At 71.1% G+C, this 14,957-nt stretch carries 13 protein-coding genes; 3 read left to right on the top strand and 10 right to left on the bottom strand.

The features are described from left to right. The first annotated feature begins 4 nt into the window (after positions 1 to 4). Entirely contained in the window at positions 5 to 529 is a 525-nt protein-coding gene (locus OG622_RS10975; RefSeq protein WP_371575279.1) for a methylated-DNA--[protein]-cysteine S-methyltransferase, read from the top strand. 48 nt (positions 530 to 577) lie between these two features. Here OG622_RS10975 and OG622_RS10970 read toward each other — a convergent pair whose 3' ends face one another. Together OG622_RS10970 and OG622_RS10965 are read right to left on the bottom strand one after the other, a co-directional pair. Then, the gene (locus OG622_RS10970) at positions 578 to 1,345 is read right to left on the bottom strand and encodes a response regulator (protein ID WP_371575277.1); all 768 of its coding nucleotides are present in this window, start codon (positions 1,343 to 1,345) and stop codon (positions 578 to 580) included. Continuing rightward, the gene (locus tag OG622_RS10965; RefSeq protein WP_371584062.1) at positions 1,342 to 2,601 is read right to left on the bottom strand and encodes a sensor histidine kinase; all 1,260 of its coding nucleotides are present in this window, start codon (positions 2,599 to 2,601) and stop codon (positions 1,342 to 1,344) included. The genes OG622_RS10970 and OG622_RS10965 overlap by 4 nt, the downstream gene beginning before the upstream one ends. 234 nt (positions 2,602 to 2,835) lie before the next feature. Between OG622_RS10965 and OG622_RS10960 the strand changes: the two genes are divergently transcribed. Continuing rightward, positions 2,836 to 3,693: a class I SAM-dependent methyltransferase gene (locus OG622_RS10960; RefSeq protein WP_371575275.1), complete on the top strand. Its 858-nt coding sequence runs from the start codon at positions 2,836 to 2,838 to the stop codon at positions 3,691 to 3,693. Between the two features lie 13 nt (positions 3,694 to 3,706). On the opposite strand, the gene OG622_RS10955 is transcribed toward OG622_RS10960, so the two are convergent. From OG622_RS10955 to OG622_RS10940, 4 genes are all read right to left on the bottom strand, one after another. Next, a complete protein-coding gene (locus OG622_RS10955) occupies positions 3,707 to 4,441 on the bottom strand; it encodes an NAD-dependent deacetylase (protein ID WP_371575273.1) in 735 nt (244 codons plus the stop codon). An 82-nt stretch (positions 4,442 to 4,523) separates the two neighbouring features. After that, on the bottom strand, positions 4,524 to 7,040 hold the full coding sequence (locus tag OG622_RS10950) for a PQQ-binding-like beta-propeller repeat protein (RefSeq protein WP_371575272.1): 2,517 nt from the start codon (positions 7,038 to 7,040) through the stop codon (positions 4,524 to 4,526). A gap of 414 nt (positions 7,041 to 7,454) precedes the next feature. Beyond that, on the bottom strand, positions 7,455 to 7,943 hold the full coding sequence (locus tag OG622_RS10945) for an NUDIX domain-containing protein (RefSeq protein ID WP_371575270.1): 489 nt from the start codon (positions 7,941 to 7,943) through the stop codon (positions 7,455 to 7,457). A gap of 64 nt (positions 7,944 to 8,007) precedes the next feature. Beyond that, a complete protein-coding gene (locus OG622_RS10940; RefSeq protein ID WP_371575268.1) occupies positions 8,008 to 9,105 on the bottom strand; it encodes an ADP-ribosylglycohydrolase family protein in 1,098 nt (365 codons plus the stop codon). A 347-nt stretch (positions 9,106 to 9,452) separates the two neighbouring features. On the opposite strand from OG622_RS10940, the gene OG622_RS10935 reads away from it, so the two are divergent. Then, positions 9,453 to 10,622: a glycerate kinase gene (locus tag OG622_RS10935; protein WP_371575266.1), complete on the top strand. Its 1,170-nt coding sequence runs from the start codon at positions 9,453 to 9,455 to the stop codon at positions 10,620 to 10,622. A 3-nt stretch (positions 10,623 to 10,625) separates the two neighbouring features. Here OG622_RS10935 and OG622_RS10930 read toward each other — a convergent pair whose 3' ends face one another. The 4 genes from OG622_RS10930 to OG622_RS10915 all read right to left on the bottom strand — a co-directional run bounded on the left by OG622_RS10930 (position 10,626) and on the right by OG622_RS10915 (position 14,956). Then, on the bottom strand, positions 10,626 to 11,849 hold the full coding sequence (locus OG622_RS10930; protein ID WP_371575265.1) for an alpha/beta fold hydrolase: 1,224 nt from the start codon (positions 11,847 to 11,849) through the stop codon (positions 10,626 to 10,628). A gap of 203 nt (positions 11,850 to 12,052) precedes the next feature. After that, positions 12,053 to 12,874: a CDP-diacylglycerol--serine O-phosphatidyltransferase gene (gene pssA, locus OG622_RS10925; RefSeq protein ID WP_371584061.1), complete on the bottom strand. Its 822-nt coding sequence runs from the start codon at positions 12,872 to 12,874 to the stop codon at positions 12,053 to 12,055. A gap of 37 nt (positions 12,875 to 12,911) precedes the next feature. After that, entirely contained in the window at positions 12,912 to 13,559 is a 648-nt protein-coding gene (locus OG622_RS10920; RefSeq protein ID WP_078935522.1) for a phosphatidylserine decarboxylase, read from the bottom strand. A gap of 191 nt (positions 13,560 to 13,750) precedes the next feature. Further along, on the bottom strand, positions 13,751 to 14,956 hold the full coding sequence (locus OG622_RS10915) for an acyl-CoA dehydrogenase family protein (protein WP_371575264.1): 1,206 nt from the start codon (positions 14,954 to 14,956) through the stop codon (positions 13,751 to 13,753). Position 14,957 lies beyond the last annotated feature (1 nt).

Genomic DNA, 14,957 nt, shown 5'->3' with positions numbered 1-14,957 from the left:
TCCCATGAAGCACCCGCGGAAGCACATGGAGAAGCGGATCAACGAGCAGAAGCGGCACACCGTCGTCGACAGTCCCTACGGTCCCCTCACCCTCGTCGCCGACGACGGTGTCCTGTGCGGCCTCTACATGACCGAGCAGCGCCACCGCCCGCCGGAGGAGAGCTTCGGCGTACGCGACGACACGCTCTTCGCCGAGCCGGAGGAGCAGTTGGACGCGTATTTCGCGGGCGAGTTGAAGGAGTTCACCCTCGAACTCAGGCTGCACGGAACCCCGTTCCAGCGTCTGGTCTGGGAACAGCTCGCGCGGATCCCCTACGGCGACACCCGCTCGTACGGCGATCTCGCCGGCGCTCTGGGCAACCCCCAGGCATCCCGCGCGGTCGGCCTGGCCAATGGCAGGAACCCCGTCGGCATCATCGTCCCCTGTCACCGCGTGGTCGGCTCCGACGGCAGCCTCACCGGATACGGCGGCGGCGTGGAGCGCAAGCAGCGCCTGCTGGACTTCGAACGGGGGACGGCCCTCTTCTGACGGGCGTGACGGGCGGAGGGGGCGCCGGTGGGTGCGTGGGGCGGTCCGTCACGGCAGCAGGCGGCGCTCCTTCGCCACGGCCACCGCGCCCGACCGCGTCTCCACGCCCAGCTTGCCGTAGATGCGACCGAGGTGGGTCTTGACGGTCGCCTCGCTGATGAAGAGGGCTCGGGCTATCTCCCGGTTGCCCAGACCGCGGGCCAGCTGGCCGAGGATCTCGTGCTCACGCTCGGACAACGCGGGCCGTGGGCTGCGCAGTTGGGCCAGCAGGCGGTCGGCCACCGGAGCCGACAGCGTGGTACGGCCGGACGCGGCGCCGCGGATCGCCGCGAACAACTCGTCGGGCCGCTCGGCCTTGAGGAGATAGCCGGTGGCACCCGCTTCGATGGCTCGGCTGATGTCGGCGTCGGTGTCGAACATGGTGAGCACGAGAACGCGGGGGACCGGAGCGGGCGGGACGGAAGGGTCGTCGGCGGGGGAGGACCGGGCGTCGGCCGACCGTGCTGTCAGCTGCCTGGTGGCCGTCACGCCGTCCACTCCGTCGCCGAGTTGCAGGTCCATCAGCACCACGTCGGGATGGAGGCGGGCGGCCATGGCGAGCGCCTCCTCGCCGGTGCCCGCCTCACCGACCACCTCGATGCCGTCGGCACTGGACAGCAGCGCGCGCAGCCCGGCGCGTACGACGGCGTGGTCGTCGCACAGCAGGAGCCGCACCGGCGGCCGAGCGACGGACGGTGGAGCGACGGACGGCCGGACGACGGGCAGTGGCGCGACGGGCGGCGACGCAACCGGGGGTGAGGGGGCCGATTCGCTCATCGGACGTACTCCTTGGTGGTGTCGAGGGCGATCGGCGCACGGGGGACGGCCGCCGACACCACGGTGCCCTCGCCCGGCGTGGACTCCACCGTGAGCGTGCCGCCCGACTGCCGGGCCCGGATCCGCATGGCCGGCAGCCCGTGCCCGCGTTCCCGGCCCGTCGCGCTCGGCGCCCGGCCCCCCTCGGCGATGGACCGGCGGTCGGCGTCGAAGCCCCGCCCGTTGTCGGCGATGTCCAGCGAGACCTGGTCGTCGAGGCAGGTCAGGGTCAGTGCGGCCCGGGTCGCGGCGGAGTGTTCGCGTACGTTGGCCAGGGCGCCCTGGGCGATGCGCAGCAGTGCCGCCTCGGCGCGTTCGGACAGCGGGCCCGGCGTGCCGTCGAGGCGGAACTCCACTGTCAGACCCGGCCCGCTCTCCCGCGCGGCGAGGGCACCCAGCGCGTCGGGCAGGGAGTGCTCCGCGAGATCGGCCGGCGCCAGATCGTGGACGAACCGGCGCGCCTCGGCGAGGCTGTGGGAGGTGATCTCGGCCGCCTTCCCGATGTGACCACGGGCCGCGTCCGGGTCCGTGCCCCAGACGCGCTCGGCGGCCTGGAGCAGCATCCGCTGGCTGGACAGCCCCTGGGCGAGGGTGTCGTGGATCTCCGTGGCCAGCCGCTGCCGCTCCGCCAGGACGCCCGCCCGCCGTTCCGTGGCCGCGAGATCACGGCGGGTACGGACCAGGTCGTCGATCAGGACGCGCTGCCGGGCCGCCTGCCGCTGCAGATGGACGAAGACGGCGGTGGCGACCGCCGCCATGGCGGGCGGGGCGGCCACCATGTTGGGGTTGATGGTGCCCTCGGACACCCGTATCTCGGCGGCGACGACCAGCGTGGTGAGCAGGACCGCCAGCGGCACGGCGATCCGTGGGGGCAGCGTGTGGAGCCCTGCGAACAGCAGCGGCATCGCACACCACGTGGCACTCGGCGTGAGCGCGAGAAGGACGACCCAGACCGCCGTGACGGATCCCAGCCAGGCCAGATGCCGGGTGGACGGCCGGCTGCCGGAAGGCGGCGCGGGAGCCAGCAGCTGTCCGAGGGCGTAGAGGAGCCCGAACACCGCGAACAGCGCCACCACCCAGCCGGTACGCGTCCCGCCCTGTGCACGCGTCAGGAACCGGGCGAACGAGGAGCACAGCAGCAGGAAGAACGCGGCGTGCACGACGGCGGCCAGCCAGCGCCCGTCCGGGTCCGTGCGCTGGTGCTCCGGCCAACTCATCCCGCCACCGGCTCTCTTGTCGTACTCGTCGGGGTACTTCACAGGTCGCCCTCCTGTGTCTAACGTGACCGGCTCCCGACCGCATCAACCGATCGGCTGATACGAGGATCGCCCGAACCGCCCGCGGACCGGAGCCGGTCGACCGAGCCGAACGCCCGCCGCCGCCCCGAGGCTGGCAGTACGACCCGAGCCACCTCGGGAAGCACCCCCAAAGTCCATTGGGAAGGAAACCCCGTGCCGCCGACCGAGAAGAACGTCACCGTCAACCGGGCCGCCCTCGGCCATCGCATCACCTACGCGCTGCGCCACCCCGACCGGGTGCCGCGCCACCTGGTGCGTGTCGTCCGGGACATGTGGCTGCGCCACCGCCACCCCGACCACATCGACTACTACCGCGCGGTGATGCGCTCCGACACCCGCGCCGACCCGGACGCGGCGGTCGGCAGCCGCAGCCGTGAACGGTGGCTGGCGCTGGGCGCGATGCAGTTCGACTATCTGCTCGGCCACGGTCTGCGCCCCGAGCACCGCATGCTGGAGATCGGCTGCGGCAACCTGCGGGGCGGCTGGCGGTTCATCCGCCACCTGGAACCCGGGCACTACTACGGCATCGACATCTCGCCCGACATCCTCGCCGCGGCCCAGGACACGATCGTGGAGATGGGGCTGCAGCAACGCCTCCCCACCCTCACCCCCGTACGCGACCTGACGCTCCGGTTCCTCCCCGACGCCCACTTCGACGTGGTGCACGCGCACAGCGTCTTCTCGCACTCACCGCTGCACGTCATCGAGGAGTGCCTGTCCCACATAGGCCGGGTGCTGACCCCGGACGGCTGGTTCGACTTCACCTTCGACCGCACCGAGGGCACGGAACACCACGTCCTGAGGGAGGACTTCTACTACCGCACCGAGACGCTCGTCGCCCTGGCCGCGAAGCACGGCCTCCAGGCCCGCCTCATGGACGACTGGGAGAAACTGCCGCACGGCCAGTCCAAGATCCGCGTCACCCGCCCCGCCGCTGCCCAGCCGACCCAGCCGACGGAACCGACCGAGATGTCCGAACCGACCGAACCGGCCGAACCGCTCAGCCCGTGAGCCGCTCGGCCCCTCAGCCGCCCGCGGCGCCGATCTCCCGCAGCACCTCCGGCAGCGCGGTCCCGATCGGCTCGCGTACGACCTCGTCCGCCCGCTCGTCGTACGGGGTCGGCTCGGCGTTGACGATGATCAGGCGTGCCCCGTGGTCGGCGGCGACTCCGGCGAGCCCGGCGGCGGGCTGCACCTGGAGACTGGTGCCGACGGCGATGAAGACCTGACAGGCCTTGGTGATCGAGACGGCCTCGCCGAGAACCACGGGGTCCAGGCGCTCACCGAACATCACTGTGGCGGACTTCAGCACACCGCCGCACTTCAGGCAGGGCGGATCGTCCTCGCCCGCCTCGACCCGGGCGAGTGCGTCCTCCATCGGCGCACGGGCATGGCACTCGACGCACACCACGGACCGCGCGGTGCCGTGGAGTTCGAGGACCTTGCGGGCCGGCATCCCGGCGAGCTGGTGCAGCCCGTCCACGTTCTGTGTGATCACCCGCACCGGGACACCGGACCGCTCCAGCTCGGCCACCGCCCGGTGCGCCACGTTCGGCTCCGCCTTCAGTGTCCGGTTCTGCCGCCGCATCTGCCACGAGCGCCGCCGGATCTCGGGATCGCCCATGTAGTACTCGTACGTCACCAGCTTCTCGGCCTCCGGATCCCGCCGCCACAGCCCGTTCGGGCCTCGGTAGTCGGGGATGCCGGAGTCGGTGGAGATGCCTGCGCCACTGAGGATGGCGACGAGGGGCTTGTTCATGGGGCGAGGGTAGGTCGGCCGGCCGGTGGGGGCGAGCGGATATCGGGCCGGGGTCGGGTGCGGAGCCCCGGCCCCGGTGCTGTCAGGAGGCGGGCAGGCCGTACGTACGGTCGTAGTGCTGGGCGACCAGGACGCCGCTGTGGTCGCAGGAGAGCTGCCAGTCGTTGACGCCGGTCTCCACGCCGTCGGTGAAGTTCCAGAGGAGTCTGCCCTTGGCGGCTCCGATCGCGTAGATGCCGTCCCTGTTCTGGTAGGCGGGGACGTGGACGGCGTCGGGGCCCGCGGTGACGGGGTGGTCGATGCTGAGGCGCGGCGTGGGGCAGAACCAACGGCGGGCGCCGGTCCCGGCGTTGAAGGCGTACACGCCGGCGGGGTCCGTGCCGGTGACGTAGACCGTGTTGCCGTAGACGCCCAGGGAGGCGAACATGCCGCGCTCGGGCTTGACCCGCCAGCGCAGTTTGCCGGTGGTGAGGTTCAGGGCCTTCAGTTCCGCGCCGATGGCGAACACCGTGCGGTTGAGCACGGCGAGGCCGGGCCGGAGGTCGTAGCCGACGGGGTACCGCCACAGGACGCCGGAGCTCTTGGTGCTCCGGGCGGTGACGTTGCGCAGGCCGTCGGCGTAGACGAAGAGCCCGGGGAGGAGGACCGGCGCCAGCCGGATACCGACGTCCTCGGGGCTGATGGGGATGACCTCGGCGCGACGGCCCGCGAGGTCGACGCCGAACACCGTGTCCGTGGAGGTCGCCACGCCCTGGTCGTCGGAATCCCGCTGGAGCCGGACACCGATGACGGAGACGGCCCGGTCGTCGGTGGCGCCGAGCAGGGTGTTGAACCGGAAGTCCGGCCCGAAGTCGATGGTGAAACGTTCCCCTCCGTCGACCGGGTCGACCCCGATCACCGTCGACCCTTCACCGAGCGCGATCGCGGCGTCGAAGGCCAGCACGGTCGGGGTGGGTGACTGGCTGATGCCCTGGTAGACCCATTTGGGCCGGGTGCCGTCCTTGAGGTCGAGGCAGACCATGTCGCCATGCCGGGTCTTCAGCAGGGCCGTGCCGTCGTTGAAGACGGCGGGCGCCTGGAGCAGCGGGTCGCTGCGGTAGGTCCACAGCGGCTTCGGAGCCGGGCCGGCGGGTGTCGTGGACCGCGCGGCCGGTTTCGTCGGCCGGCCGAGCACCAGGGCGGCGCCGGCGGCTGCGGCGGTGGCGCCGCCGGCCGACACGGTGAGGACCGTACGCCGTGACGGACCGGGCCGCGGCACGGCGCGGCGATGCCCGGGGGAGGAGGGGCGGTACGGCTCCGGCTCCTCGGGAGCGGAACGGGGCTCCGTACGGGAGTGAAGCACGGATACCGGCATCTCGCCGCCGGTACCGCCGGGCGACGGCACTTCACCCCGTCGGCCCGGGTGCACGGAGCCGTCGTACAAGCGATCGGAGCCGGACGCCGCCGGGGTCTCCGCGGGACCGGGCGCCTGGTCCCGCCGGAAGTCGTACGCGGCCCCGCTCTGCCGCGAGTCGTACGCGGCCGCGTCCTGCTGTGACCCGTAGGAGGCACGTTCCTGCTGGAAGTCGTACGCGGCCCGGTCCCTGTGGTGTGCGTGCGCCGCCCGGCCCTGGTCGCGGCCATGGGAGGAGCGGTCCCGGCCGTACGCGTCCGGTTCGGGGCCGGTCCCGGTGCCGGTCAGGGGAAAGGCGACCGGGGTGTTCGGTGCGGCGTCCAGGGTCTGCACCGCCGCCGCGCGCAGCGCGATCGAGGAGGTCACCGACGGGGGCAGCCAGCCGTCGCCCGTCAACTGCTCCACGCCCCCGGGCACGCAGGCCGCGGCCAGCTTGTCCGGGGTGATCCGCAGCCGGGGGTCCTTGGTGAGACAGAGGCTGATGATCTTGTCCAGGGGCTCGGGCACGCCCGACAGGTCGGGTGCGCTGTGCACGACCTGGTAGAGCAGCGTGGCCGCGGCGGTGCCGCTGAACGGCGCGTGTCCGGCCGCGGCGAACGTGAGCACCGAGCCCACCGAGAAGATGTCCCCCTCGGGGCCCAGCGGCTCGCCCGTGGCCTGCTCGGGGCACATGTACTCGAAGGAGCCGAAGACGGCGCCGGAGCGGGTGAGGTCGTACCCGTCGCTCGCCCGGACGATGCCGAAGTCGATGACGCGCGGGCCGTCGGCGGCGAGCAGCACGTTGGACGGCTTGAGGTCGCGGTGCACCAGCCCGGCGGCCAGCACCGAGATCAGCGCCTCGGCGATGCCGGCGCCCAGGACGAGCACCGACTCCACCGGGAGCGGGCCGTGCATGGCGACCGCCTCGGCCAGGGTCGGCCCGGCGATGTAGTCCGTGGCCAGCCACGGGATGGGGCCCTCCGGGTCGGCGTCCACCACGGGCGCGGTGTATCGGCCGCTGACCGCTCCGGCGGCCTCCACCTCCCGGCGGAAGCGGATGCGGAAGTTCTTGTCCCCCAACAGCTCGGGACGGATGGCCTTGACCGCGACGATCCGCCCTTGCGGGGAGCGCGCCAGATAGACCCGTCCCATCCCTCCTGCGCCGAGCCGTGCCACGAGACGGTAGGGACCTAGTTCCTCGGGATCGTCTGAGCCCAGTGGTTCCATGACCTCAGCTGCCTGTTCGGTGAGGACGGGCGAGGATCGGCCCGCAGGTGGGGGGAGACCGACTGCTCCGGGCGGCTCCCGGTGACCGCTCCCCCAGGTGCTCCGGATCTACCGGAGCCACGGCCCGCGCTCGGGCCGCCGGTCACGGGTGTCCCGAGTACTGCCCCGGTTCCCGAGTGAGGCCACGGGGCGCGATCACTCGGACGGGGTTGACGTCAGCCTAGGGGCTGGAGTGACAAACGGGCAGCGTTTTCGGCCAGCGCTTTAGACTTCTATTAAGTGGAGGGTTCACGCTTCTCACGTTCTGTACAGGGCAGTTGACCTGAAGTCAGGTGACTCCTGTCAACAGGGGCGGCAGTCGAGCAACACCGCCGTGGCCGATCTTCGCCGGTCCGCGACCAGCCCTTCGGTGGTTCAGCCCACCCGGTCTCCGTTCTCCAGCTCGACCGTGCCCCCGTCCGCCAGCGCGTCGAGGGCGGCGAGCACCCGGAGGCCGAGCGTTCCCGGGAGATACCCGGCGAGTTCGGCGCGCGGGACGAGCCGCCACGACAGCAGCTCCTCCTCCTGCAACCGGATCCGCTCCAGGTCCTCCTCGCCGAGCACCCCGCCGTCGTACACGTACGCCACGAGCGGCGGCCGCCCCACCCCGTGCACCCAGTCCACGGCGAGCAACCGCCCCGGCTCGATGTCCAGCCCGATCTCCTCCAGGGTCTCGCGCCGCGCGCCCTGCCTCGGGGTCTCCCCGCCGTCCGACTCGATCGTCCCGCCCGGAAGCGCCCATCCCTCGCGGTAGTTGGGCTCGACGAGCAGCACCCGCCCCTCGGCGTCCCGGAAGACAGCGGCGGCGCCCGCGAGGACCCGGGGCAGGCTCGCGATGTACGCGGCGAAGTCCGAAGTGGTCATCCAGGAAGAATAAACGGCTCCGAAGGGCCTGAAATCGGCGCTCGGGGAGTGGAACGACCGGCGCTCAGGAGCCGGAGGCCTCCGCCAACCGCACCGTGCGCTCCGCGAGTTCGCTGATGCGCACCCCGTCGAAGCCGAACACCGCGCTGCGGATGGTGTCCTCCAACGGGTCCTTCCACCGGTCCGGAATCGCCGCCGCCCCGCACAGCACACCCGCCACCGAACCGGCGGTGGCCCCGTTCGAGTCGGTGTCCAGGCCGCCGCGGACGGTCAGCGCGATCGTCCGGGTGAAGTCACCCTCGCCGTACAGCAGCCCGGCGGTCAGCACCGCCGCGTTCGGCACGACATGGATCCAGCCCAGCCCGGCCGTCTCCTCGCCCACCGTGGTGAGCGTGTCCTCCCAGCCCAGTCCGGCGTCGTGCAGCGACACGACCCGGCGCACGGTCCGGGCGAGGCGGCTGCCCGCCGGGATCACCGCCAGGGCCTCGTCCAGGGCAGCCCGTACCCCCGGCGCCGTGAAGGCCGCCGCCACCAGCGCCGCCGCCCACATGGCGCCGTACACCCCGTTGCCGGTGTGCGAGAGCACCGCGTCGCGCCGGGCCAGTGAGGCCGCGCGCCGGGGCAGGCCCGGCCAGGTCCAGCCGTGGACGTCGGCGCGGATGAGGGCGCCGATCCACTCCTGGTACGGGTTGTCGTACGTGGCGGTCAGCGGCGGCTTCAGGCCCTGGGCGAGGTTGCGGTAGGCCGCCCGCTCCGCCGTGAACGTCTGCAGATACGGCAGCCGCAGCAGCCACAGGTCGCCGACCTGCTCGGTGCTGAAGCCGAAACCGTGCGTCTCCAGAAGGTGCAGCCCGAGGATCGCGTAGTCGACGTCGTCGTCGCGGCAGCTGCCGTGGATCCGGCCGCGCACGCAACTGCGCCACTCCGGCCGCAGCGCCAGCCCGTCGCTCTCGGTGGCCGGCTCTGGAAGATAGTCGGTGAGGGGCAGGGCCCCGGCCTGGCGCAGATACCGGTCGATGCGCTCCCGCGTCCACAGGTCCCCCTGCTCGACCGGCTTCCCGAGCATGTTCCCCGCGATCCGGCCCAGCCAGCCCCCGAGAACACGGTCGGCGAGTTCGGCCCCCACCGGGGGCGTGAGGGTCGCGGGGCTCGTGGGCGTCATGGTTGAGGTCTACCCACTTCCGGGCACGCCCGCTCGGGGACCGAGGTGCGGGTGCGGCCCGTGCGGGTGCGGCCCGTGCGTGGTGCCCGGGGGCCGTACGGGCGAGGCTCGCGCGTGGGCCGGAGGTCTCCCGGAGCGCGGGCGCCGCGCCGGAGGGACGCCCCGGACTCGTGTGCGGTGGCGCCCGGGGACTCCCGGCCGGCGGTGGGCGAGGGCCCCTCGGCGGCACCGCGCACGGTGTTCGGTGGGCGGGACGGGGCATGACGTACGGGGTGCAGGGCGGTTAGGGTCGCAGCGGCGCGACTGCCTTGACGTGCGCAAGGCCCGATGAGCGAGGGGAACGCAAGGTGGCGAACGCCGCAGTGGACGGGATCGACACGGACCGGGCGACCCCGCGGGTGCTGATCGCCGCGGACAAGTTCAAGGGCACGCTGACGGCCGTCCAGGTCGCCGAGCGGGTCACGGCGGGCCTGCGCAGGGTGGTGCCCGACCTGGAGGTCGAGGCGCTGCCGGTCGCCGACGGCGGTGACGGCACGGTGGCCGCTGCGGTCGCGGCCGGTTTCGAACGACGCGAGGTACGGGTCACCGGCCCACTCGGTGAGCCCGTCGCCGCCGCGTACGCGCTGCGCGGCGACACGGCCGTCGTCGAGATGGCCGAGGCGAGCGGCTTGCAGCGGCTCCCCGCCGGGGTCTTCGCGCCGCTCACGGCCTCGACGTACGGCTCCGGCGAACTGCTGCGCGCAGCCCTGGACGCGGGCGCCCGCACGATCGTGTTCGGCGTCGGCGGCAGCGCCACGACGGACGGCGGCGCGGGCATGCTCGCCGCGCTCGGGGCGCGCTTCCTGGACGCGGCGGGCGAGCCCGTCGGGCCCGGGGGAGGGGGCCTGCGCGACCTGGTCACGGCGGACCTGACGGGCCTCGACGAGAGACTCGCGTCGATCGACCTCGTCCTGGCCAGCGACGTCGACAACCCGCTGACCGGGCCGAAGGGCGCCCCCGCCGTCTACGGGCCGCAGAAGGGCGCGAGCCCCGACGACGTGGCCGCGTTGGACGCGGCCCTGGTCCACTTCGCGGCCGTCCTGGAGAAGACGATCGGGGGTCGGACCGCCGAGCACGCTCTCGCCCCCGGCGCGGGTGCCGCCGGTGGCATCGGCTACGGCGCCCTCATCCTCGGCGCGCGGTTCCGGCCCGGTATCGAGGTCATGCTCGACGTGCTGGGCTTCGCGACGGCGCTGGAGAAGGCCACCCTCGTCATCACCGGCGAAGGCTCCCTCGACGAGCAGACCCTCCACGGCAAGGCCCCGGCGGGGGTCGCGGCGGCCGCCCGCGCCGTCGGCAAGGAGGTCGTCGCCGTGTGCGGGCGGCTCGCGTTGCGGCCGGAGGCGCTGGGGCGGGCCGGAATTCGCCGGGCGTATCCCCTGACCGACGTCGAGCCCGACGTGGAGCGCTGCATCGCCGATCCGGGGCCGATCCTGGAGCGGGTGGCCGAGGGGATCGCCCGGGACTTCCTCACCTGACCTCTACGGCAGGGGGATGAGATTGCCGTCCAGTTCCCTGAAGTACTTGCCGCTGCTGAGGCCCTCCACCTTGCCGTTCTTGAACCAGAGCTTCGAGAAGTGGTGGATGGCCCGGGCGGTGGTCTCCCACGCCAGGGAGTGGCTGGATCCCTCGAAGCAGAACATCAGCTTCTTCGTACCCCCGATGGCCGCATAGAGATCCGGGACGGAGAAGTGCAGGTCGTCGATCATCGGCGTCGGACTGTTGGCCGTCCGGTCCAGTTCCCCGTAGAGGATGAGCACGGGAACCCGGTCGCCGAGCACGTACCTGCCCTCGCTCTTGAGCGGCACGGTCTTGTTGTTCCAGCCCCACCAGTAGGTGTTCCGGTACCGCAGGACACCCTCGTAGTCGCCGTTCGTCTGGGGTCCCCACTTGCTGCCGACGGGGTCGTTTTCCATGCAGGCGGCCCACACACGCTCGTCGATGCCGGCCTCCCACAGGGAGGGGGTGCCGGTCAGCGACTTCTTGAATCCGGCCTTGCTGGCGACATGCATCGGGAAGCCGAACAGGTTGGCCGGTTTGCCCACGGGCAGCGCCGTGACCCCCGACGGGAGCCCGAAGGGGTCGTCGGGGTTTCCCGACCACCGTCCTCGTGGCGGGAACATCGGAGCGAGCAGGAAGAGGCTCTCAACGTCGCCGGGGTGCTGGAGGGTGTAGGGGCCCATGACGAACGCGGCCGCGGACCAGCCGACGAAGCGGATCCGTTTCCCCGGGCCGACCTGGGACTTGATGAACTTCACCACCGTCGCCAGCTCTGCCTCATCACTGTCGGAATTGCCCAGCTCGGACTTGTACGGGGGCGGGCCGGGCGCCGGGATGGTGTGGTCGACGAGGACTGGTTGCTGCTGTGCCGGATTGGCGTTGTACGGATCGTCCATCTGCCCAGGGCGGGGTGAGCGGCCGGAGCCCTGGAGGTCCGCGAGGAAGACGTCGTAACCGGCCGCCGCCAGTTCCTGTGCCCAGCTGTACCGGTTGGGGTCGCCGCCGGGCACCGGCGCGAGGTCGAAGCCCGCCAGCTCCGGCACGCTTCTGCCGTGCAGCATCAGTACCGGCTCGCGGTCGTGCGCGTGCCCGTTGCCAGGGGTGCCGTCGTACTCCCGGACGGGCAGTTCCATCTCGACGCCGTCGGTCGCCGGGACCGTCGACGTGTGCTTGACCATGTGCTCTGTGAGTGTGTATGAGGTCATGCCCATCTCCTGACCATGGAGTGGAACAAGTGAGGTGAAGTCCCCCTCTTCCACCGTGCTCCCCTTCCTCACCCTCAGCAACTCGGCGCCCACACGAGGTAGTTGACCCCTCAAGGGCCGCATCGCGGGCGCCCTTGAACGCGAAACAGGTGTGGCCCGGGCCGGGAAGGCTCGGGCCACACCTGTCAGTGCTGGAACGAAGGTCAGGGCAGCTGCGCGGCACGCGCCTCACGGCGGTTGCCGCGGAAGTTGTTCACCCGTCGCGCCGTGGCGAACAGCGGGATCACCGCGCCCATGACGAGCTGCAGGGCGCAGCCGGTCTGGAGGAGGAGCTGGCCGCCGGGGGCGTCGAAGGCCCAGGCCATCAGCAGCCCCATGGAGAGGACGATCCAGGAGAGCATCGCCACCGCGAGGGGGCCCCGCGGCTTCGGGTACTCGACCCGGCTCACCATCAGCCACGCCGTGCCGATGATCGCCAGGAGGGTCGCCACGAAGGGCAGCTCCAGGAGGACGATCGACACGACGGTCAGCGCGCCGAACGGCGACGGCATGCCCTGGAAGGTGCCGTCCTTGACCGTCACGCAGGAGAATCTGGCGAGTCTCAGCACCACGGCCAGCAGGACGACGATCGCGCCCACCGCCGCCACCCGCTGGTGCGCGTCGTCCGCGACCATGCCGTAGACGAGGACGAAGTACGCCGGTGCCAGGCCGAAGCTGATCAGGTCGGAGAGGTTGTCCAGCTCCGCGCCCATCGGCGAGGAGCGGAGCTTGCGCGCCACCAGCCCGTCGAACAGGTCGAAGATCGCCGCGCACAGCATCAGGATCACGGCCGTGGCCGCGCTGTGGCGGGCCATGCCCGACTCCTGGCTGCCGGTGAGGTGCGGGATCAGGATGCCCGTGGTGGTGAAGTACACCGCCATGAAGCCGCACGTGGCGTTGCCCAGGGTGAGGGTGTCCGCTATCGACAGGCGGAGCGACAGCGGCATCTCCTCCGCGTCGTGCTCCACCTCGTCGACCTCGGGCACCCAGCCCGTCCCGGTCTGGCCGGGCTGGGTTTCCGGATCAGTCACGGTCAATGCGAGTCACCCCAGCCACGGTCTTCTGACCCACCTCGACGTCGATCTCCACGCCCTCGGGCAGGTAGATGTCGACCCGCGAGCCGAAGCGGATGAGTCCGATCCGGTCACCCTGCTCGACCTTCGTGCCCTCGGGGATGTACGGGACGATGCGGCGAGCCACGGCGCCGGCGATCTGGATCATCTCGATGTCACCGAGTTCGGTGTCGAAGTGCCAGACGACGCGCTCGTTGTTCTCGCTCTCCTTGTTGAACGCCGGTACGAACCCGCCCGGGATGTGCTCGACCGACGTCACCGTGCCGGACAGCGGCGCGCGGTTGACGTGGACGTTGAGCGGGCTCATGAAGATCGCGACGCGGGTGCGGCCGTCCTTCCACGGCATGATGCTCTGCACCACTCCGTCGGCGGGCGAGATGACCCGGCCCTGGGCGATCTCACGCTCGGGGTCGCGGAAGAACCACAGCATGCCCGCCGCCAGCGCGGTGGCGGGTACGGCCACGGCCCGAGCGGCACCGGAGCGGCGCGAACGGGCGAGGCTGAGTGCTGCGGTGGCAACGGTCGGGAGAAGCCACGGCGATGCTCCGCGCGCGAGGCGGACCCGGCCGCGTGGTGCAGAGGTTTGGCTGTGGGGCATGGATGACCTTCGTAGCGGATGATGCCGCGCGGTGACTGGGGACGGCGGCTTTCCCGGGATCGTACCGGTCGCAGACCGCAACTGGGCAAGCCAGGAAGTCGAGTCGACGGCCGAAGACTGCTGACGGGGTGTGATCTTCTTCTCGAAGAAAACACCCCTGAACAGGCAACCGACCCTCGATCAGCCCTTGACTAGCCCTGGAACCGATACTCCTCGAGCAGCCGACGACCAATGATCATTTTCTGGATTTCGGCGGTACCTTCACCGATCAGCAGCATCGGTGCCTCACGGTAGAGGCGCTCGATCTCGTACTCCTTGGAGAAGCCGTAACCGCCGTGGATCCGGAAAGCGTCCTCGACGACCTCTTTGCAGTATTCGGAGGCGAGGTACTTCGCCATCCCTGCTTCGAGGTCGTTTCGTTCACCCGAGTCCTTTTTGCGAGCTGCGTTCACCATCATCGCATGGGCGGCCTCGACCTTGGTAGCCATCTCGGCCAGCTTGAACTGGATCGCCTGGTGCTGGGCGATCGGTTTTCCGAAGGTGTGGCGCTGCTGGGCGTACGAGACACCGAGTTCGAACGCACGCTGAGCGACTCCGCAGCCACGTGCGGCCACATTGACCCGGCCCACCTCGACGCCGTCCATCATTTGGTAAAACCCTCGGCCGGTGGCGCCGCCGAGCACGCGATTGGCCGGAATGCGCAGGTCGTCCATGATGAGCTCGGTCGTGTCGACGCCCTTGTAGCCCATCTTGTCGATCTTCCCGGGAATGGTGAGGCCGGGGCGGACCTCTCCGAAACCGGGTTCCTTCTCGACGAGGAAGGTCGTCATCGACTTGTGCGGGGCCGTACCCTCGGGGTGTCCTTCGTCACTTCGGACGAGCACGGCGACGAGTGTTGACGTCCCACCGTTCGTCAGCCACATCTTCTGACCGTTCAGGACGTAGTCGTCGCCGTCCTTGACCGCCTTGGACGTGATCGCCGACACGTCGGAACCGAGCCCCGGCTCCGACATCGAGAAGGCACCCCGGACGTCACCGGCCGCCATCCTCGGCAGGAAGTGGTCCTTCTGCTCCTGCGTGCCGTGCTGCTTCAGCATGTACGCCACGATGAAGTGCGTGTTGATGATCCCGGACACGGACATCCAGCCCCGGGCGATCTCCTCCACGCACAGCGCGTACGTGAGGAGGGACTCGCCCAGACCGCCGTACTCCTCGGGGATCATCAGGCCGAACAGGCCCAGTTCCTTCAGCCCGTCGACGATCGCCTGCGGGTACTCGTCGCGGTGTTCCAGCTCGGTCGCGACCGGGATGATCTCCTTGTCCACGAAGTCGCGGACGGTGGACAGGATCTCCTGCTGGATGTCGGTCAGACCAGCGGTCTGGGCGAGTCGCGCCATG

Source organism: Streptomyces sp. NBC_01314 (assembly GCF_041435215.1).
Classification (GTDB): domain Bacteria; phylum Actinomycetota; class Actinomycetes; order Streptomycetales; family Streptomycetaceae; genus Streptomyces.
Note: the sequence above shows the minus strand (reverse complement) of the source record. Positions and strands in the feature narration are given on the sequence as shown.

Coding starts and splice junctions, on each gene's coding strand:
- OG622_RS10975 (WP_371575279.1), top strand. CDS start 5: ATGAAGCACCCGCGGAAGCACATGGAGAAGCGGATCAACGAGCAGAAG.
- OG622_RS10970 (WP_371575277.1), bottom strand. CDS start 1,345: ATGAGCGAATCGGCCCCCTCACCCCCGGTTGCGTCGCCGCCCGTCGCG.
- OG622_RS10965 (WP_371584062.1), bottom strand. CDS start 2,601: ATGAGTTGGCCGGAGCACCAGCGCACGGACCCGGACGGGCGCTGGCTG.
- OG622_RS10955 (WP_371575273.1), bottom strand. CDS start 4,441: ATGAACAAGCCCCTCGTCGCCATCCTCAGTGGCGCAGGCATCTCCACC.
- OG622_RS10950 (WP_371575272.1), bottom strand. CDS start 7,040: ATGGAACCACTGGGCTCAGACGATCCCGAGGAACTAGGTCCCTACCGT.
- OG622_RS10945 (WP_371575270.1), bottom strand. CDS start 7,943: ATGACCACTTCGGACTTCGCCGCGTACATCGCGAGCCTGCCCCGGGTC.
- OG622_RS10940 (WP_371575268.1), bottom strand. CDS start 9,105: ATGACGCCCACGAGCCCCGCGACCCTCACGCCCCCGGTGGGGGCCGAA.
- OG622_RS10930 (WP_371575265.1), bottom strand. CDS start 11,849: ATGACCTCATACACACTCACAGAGCACATGGTCAAGCACACGTCGACG.
- OG622_RS10920 (WP_078935522.1), bottom strand. CDS start 13,559: ATGCCCCACAGCCAAACCTCTGCACCACGCGGCCGGGTCCGCCTCGCG.
- OG622_RS10915 (WP_371575264.1), bottom strand. CDS start 14,956: ATGGCGCGACTCGCCCAGACCGCTGGTCTGACCGACATCCAGCAGGAG.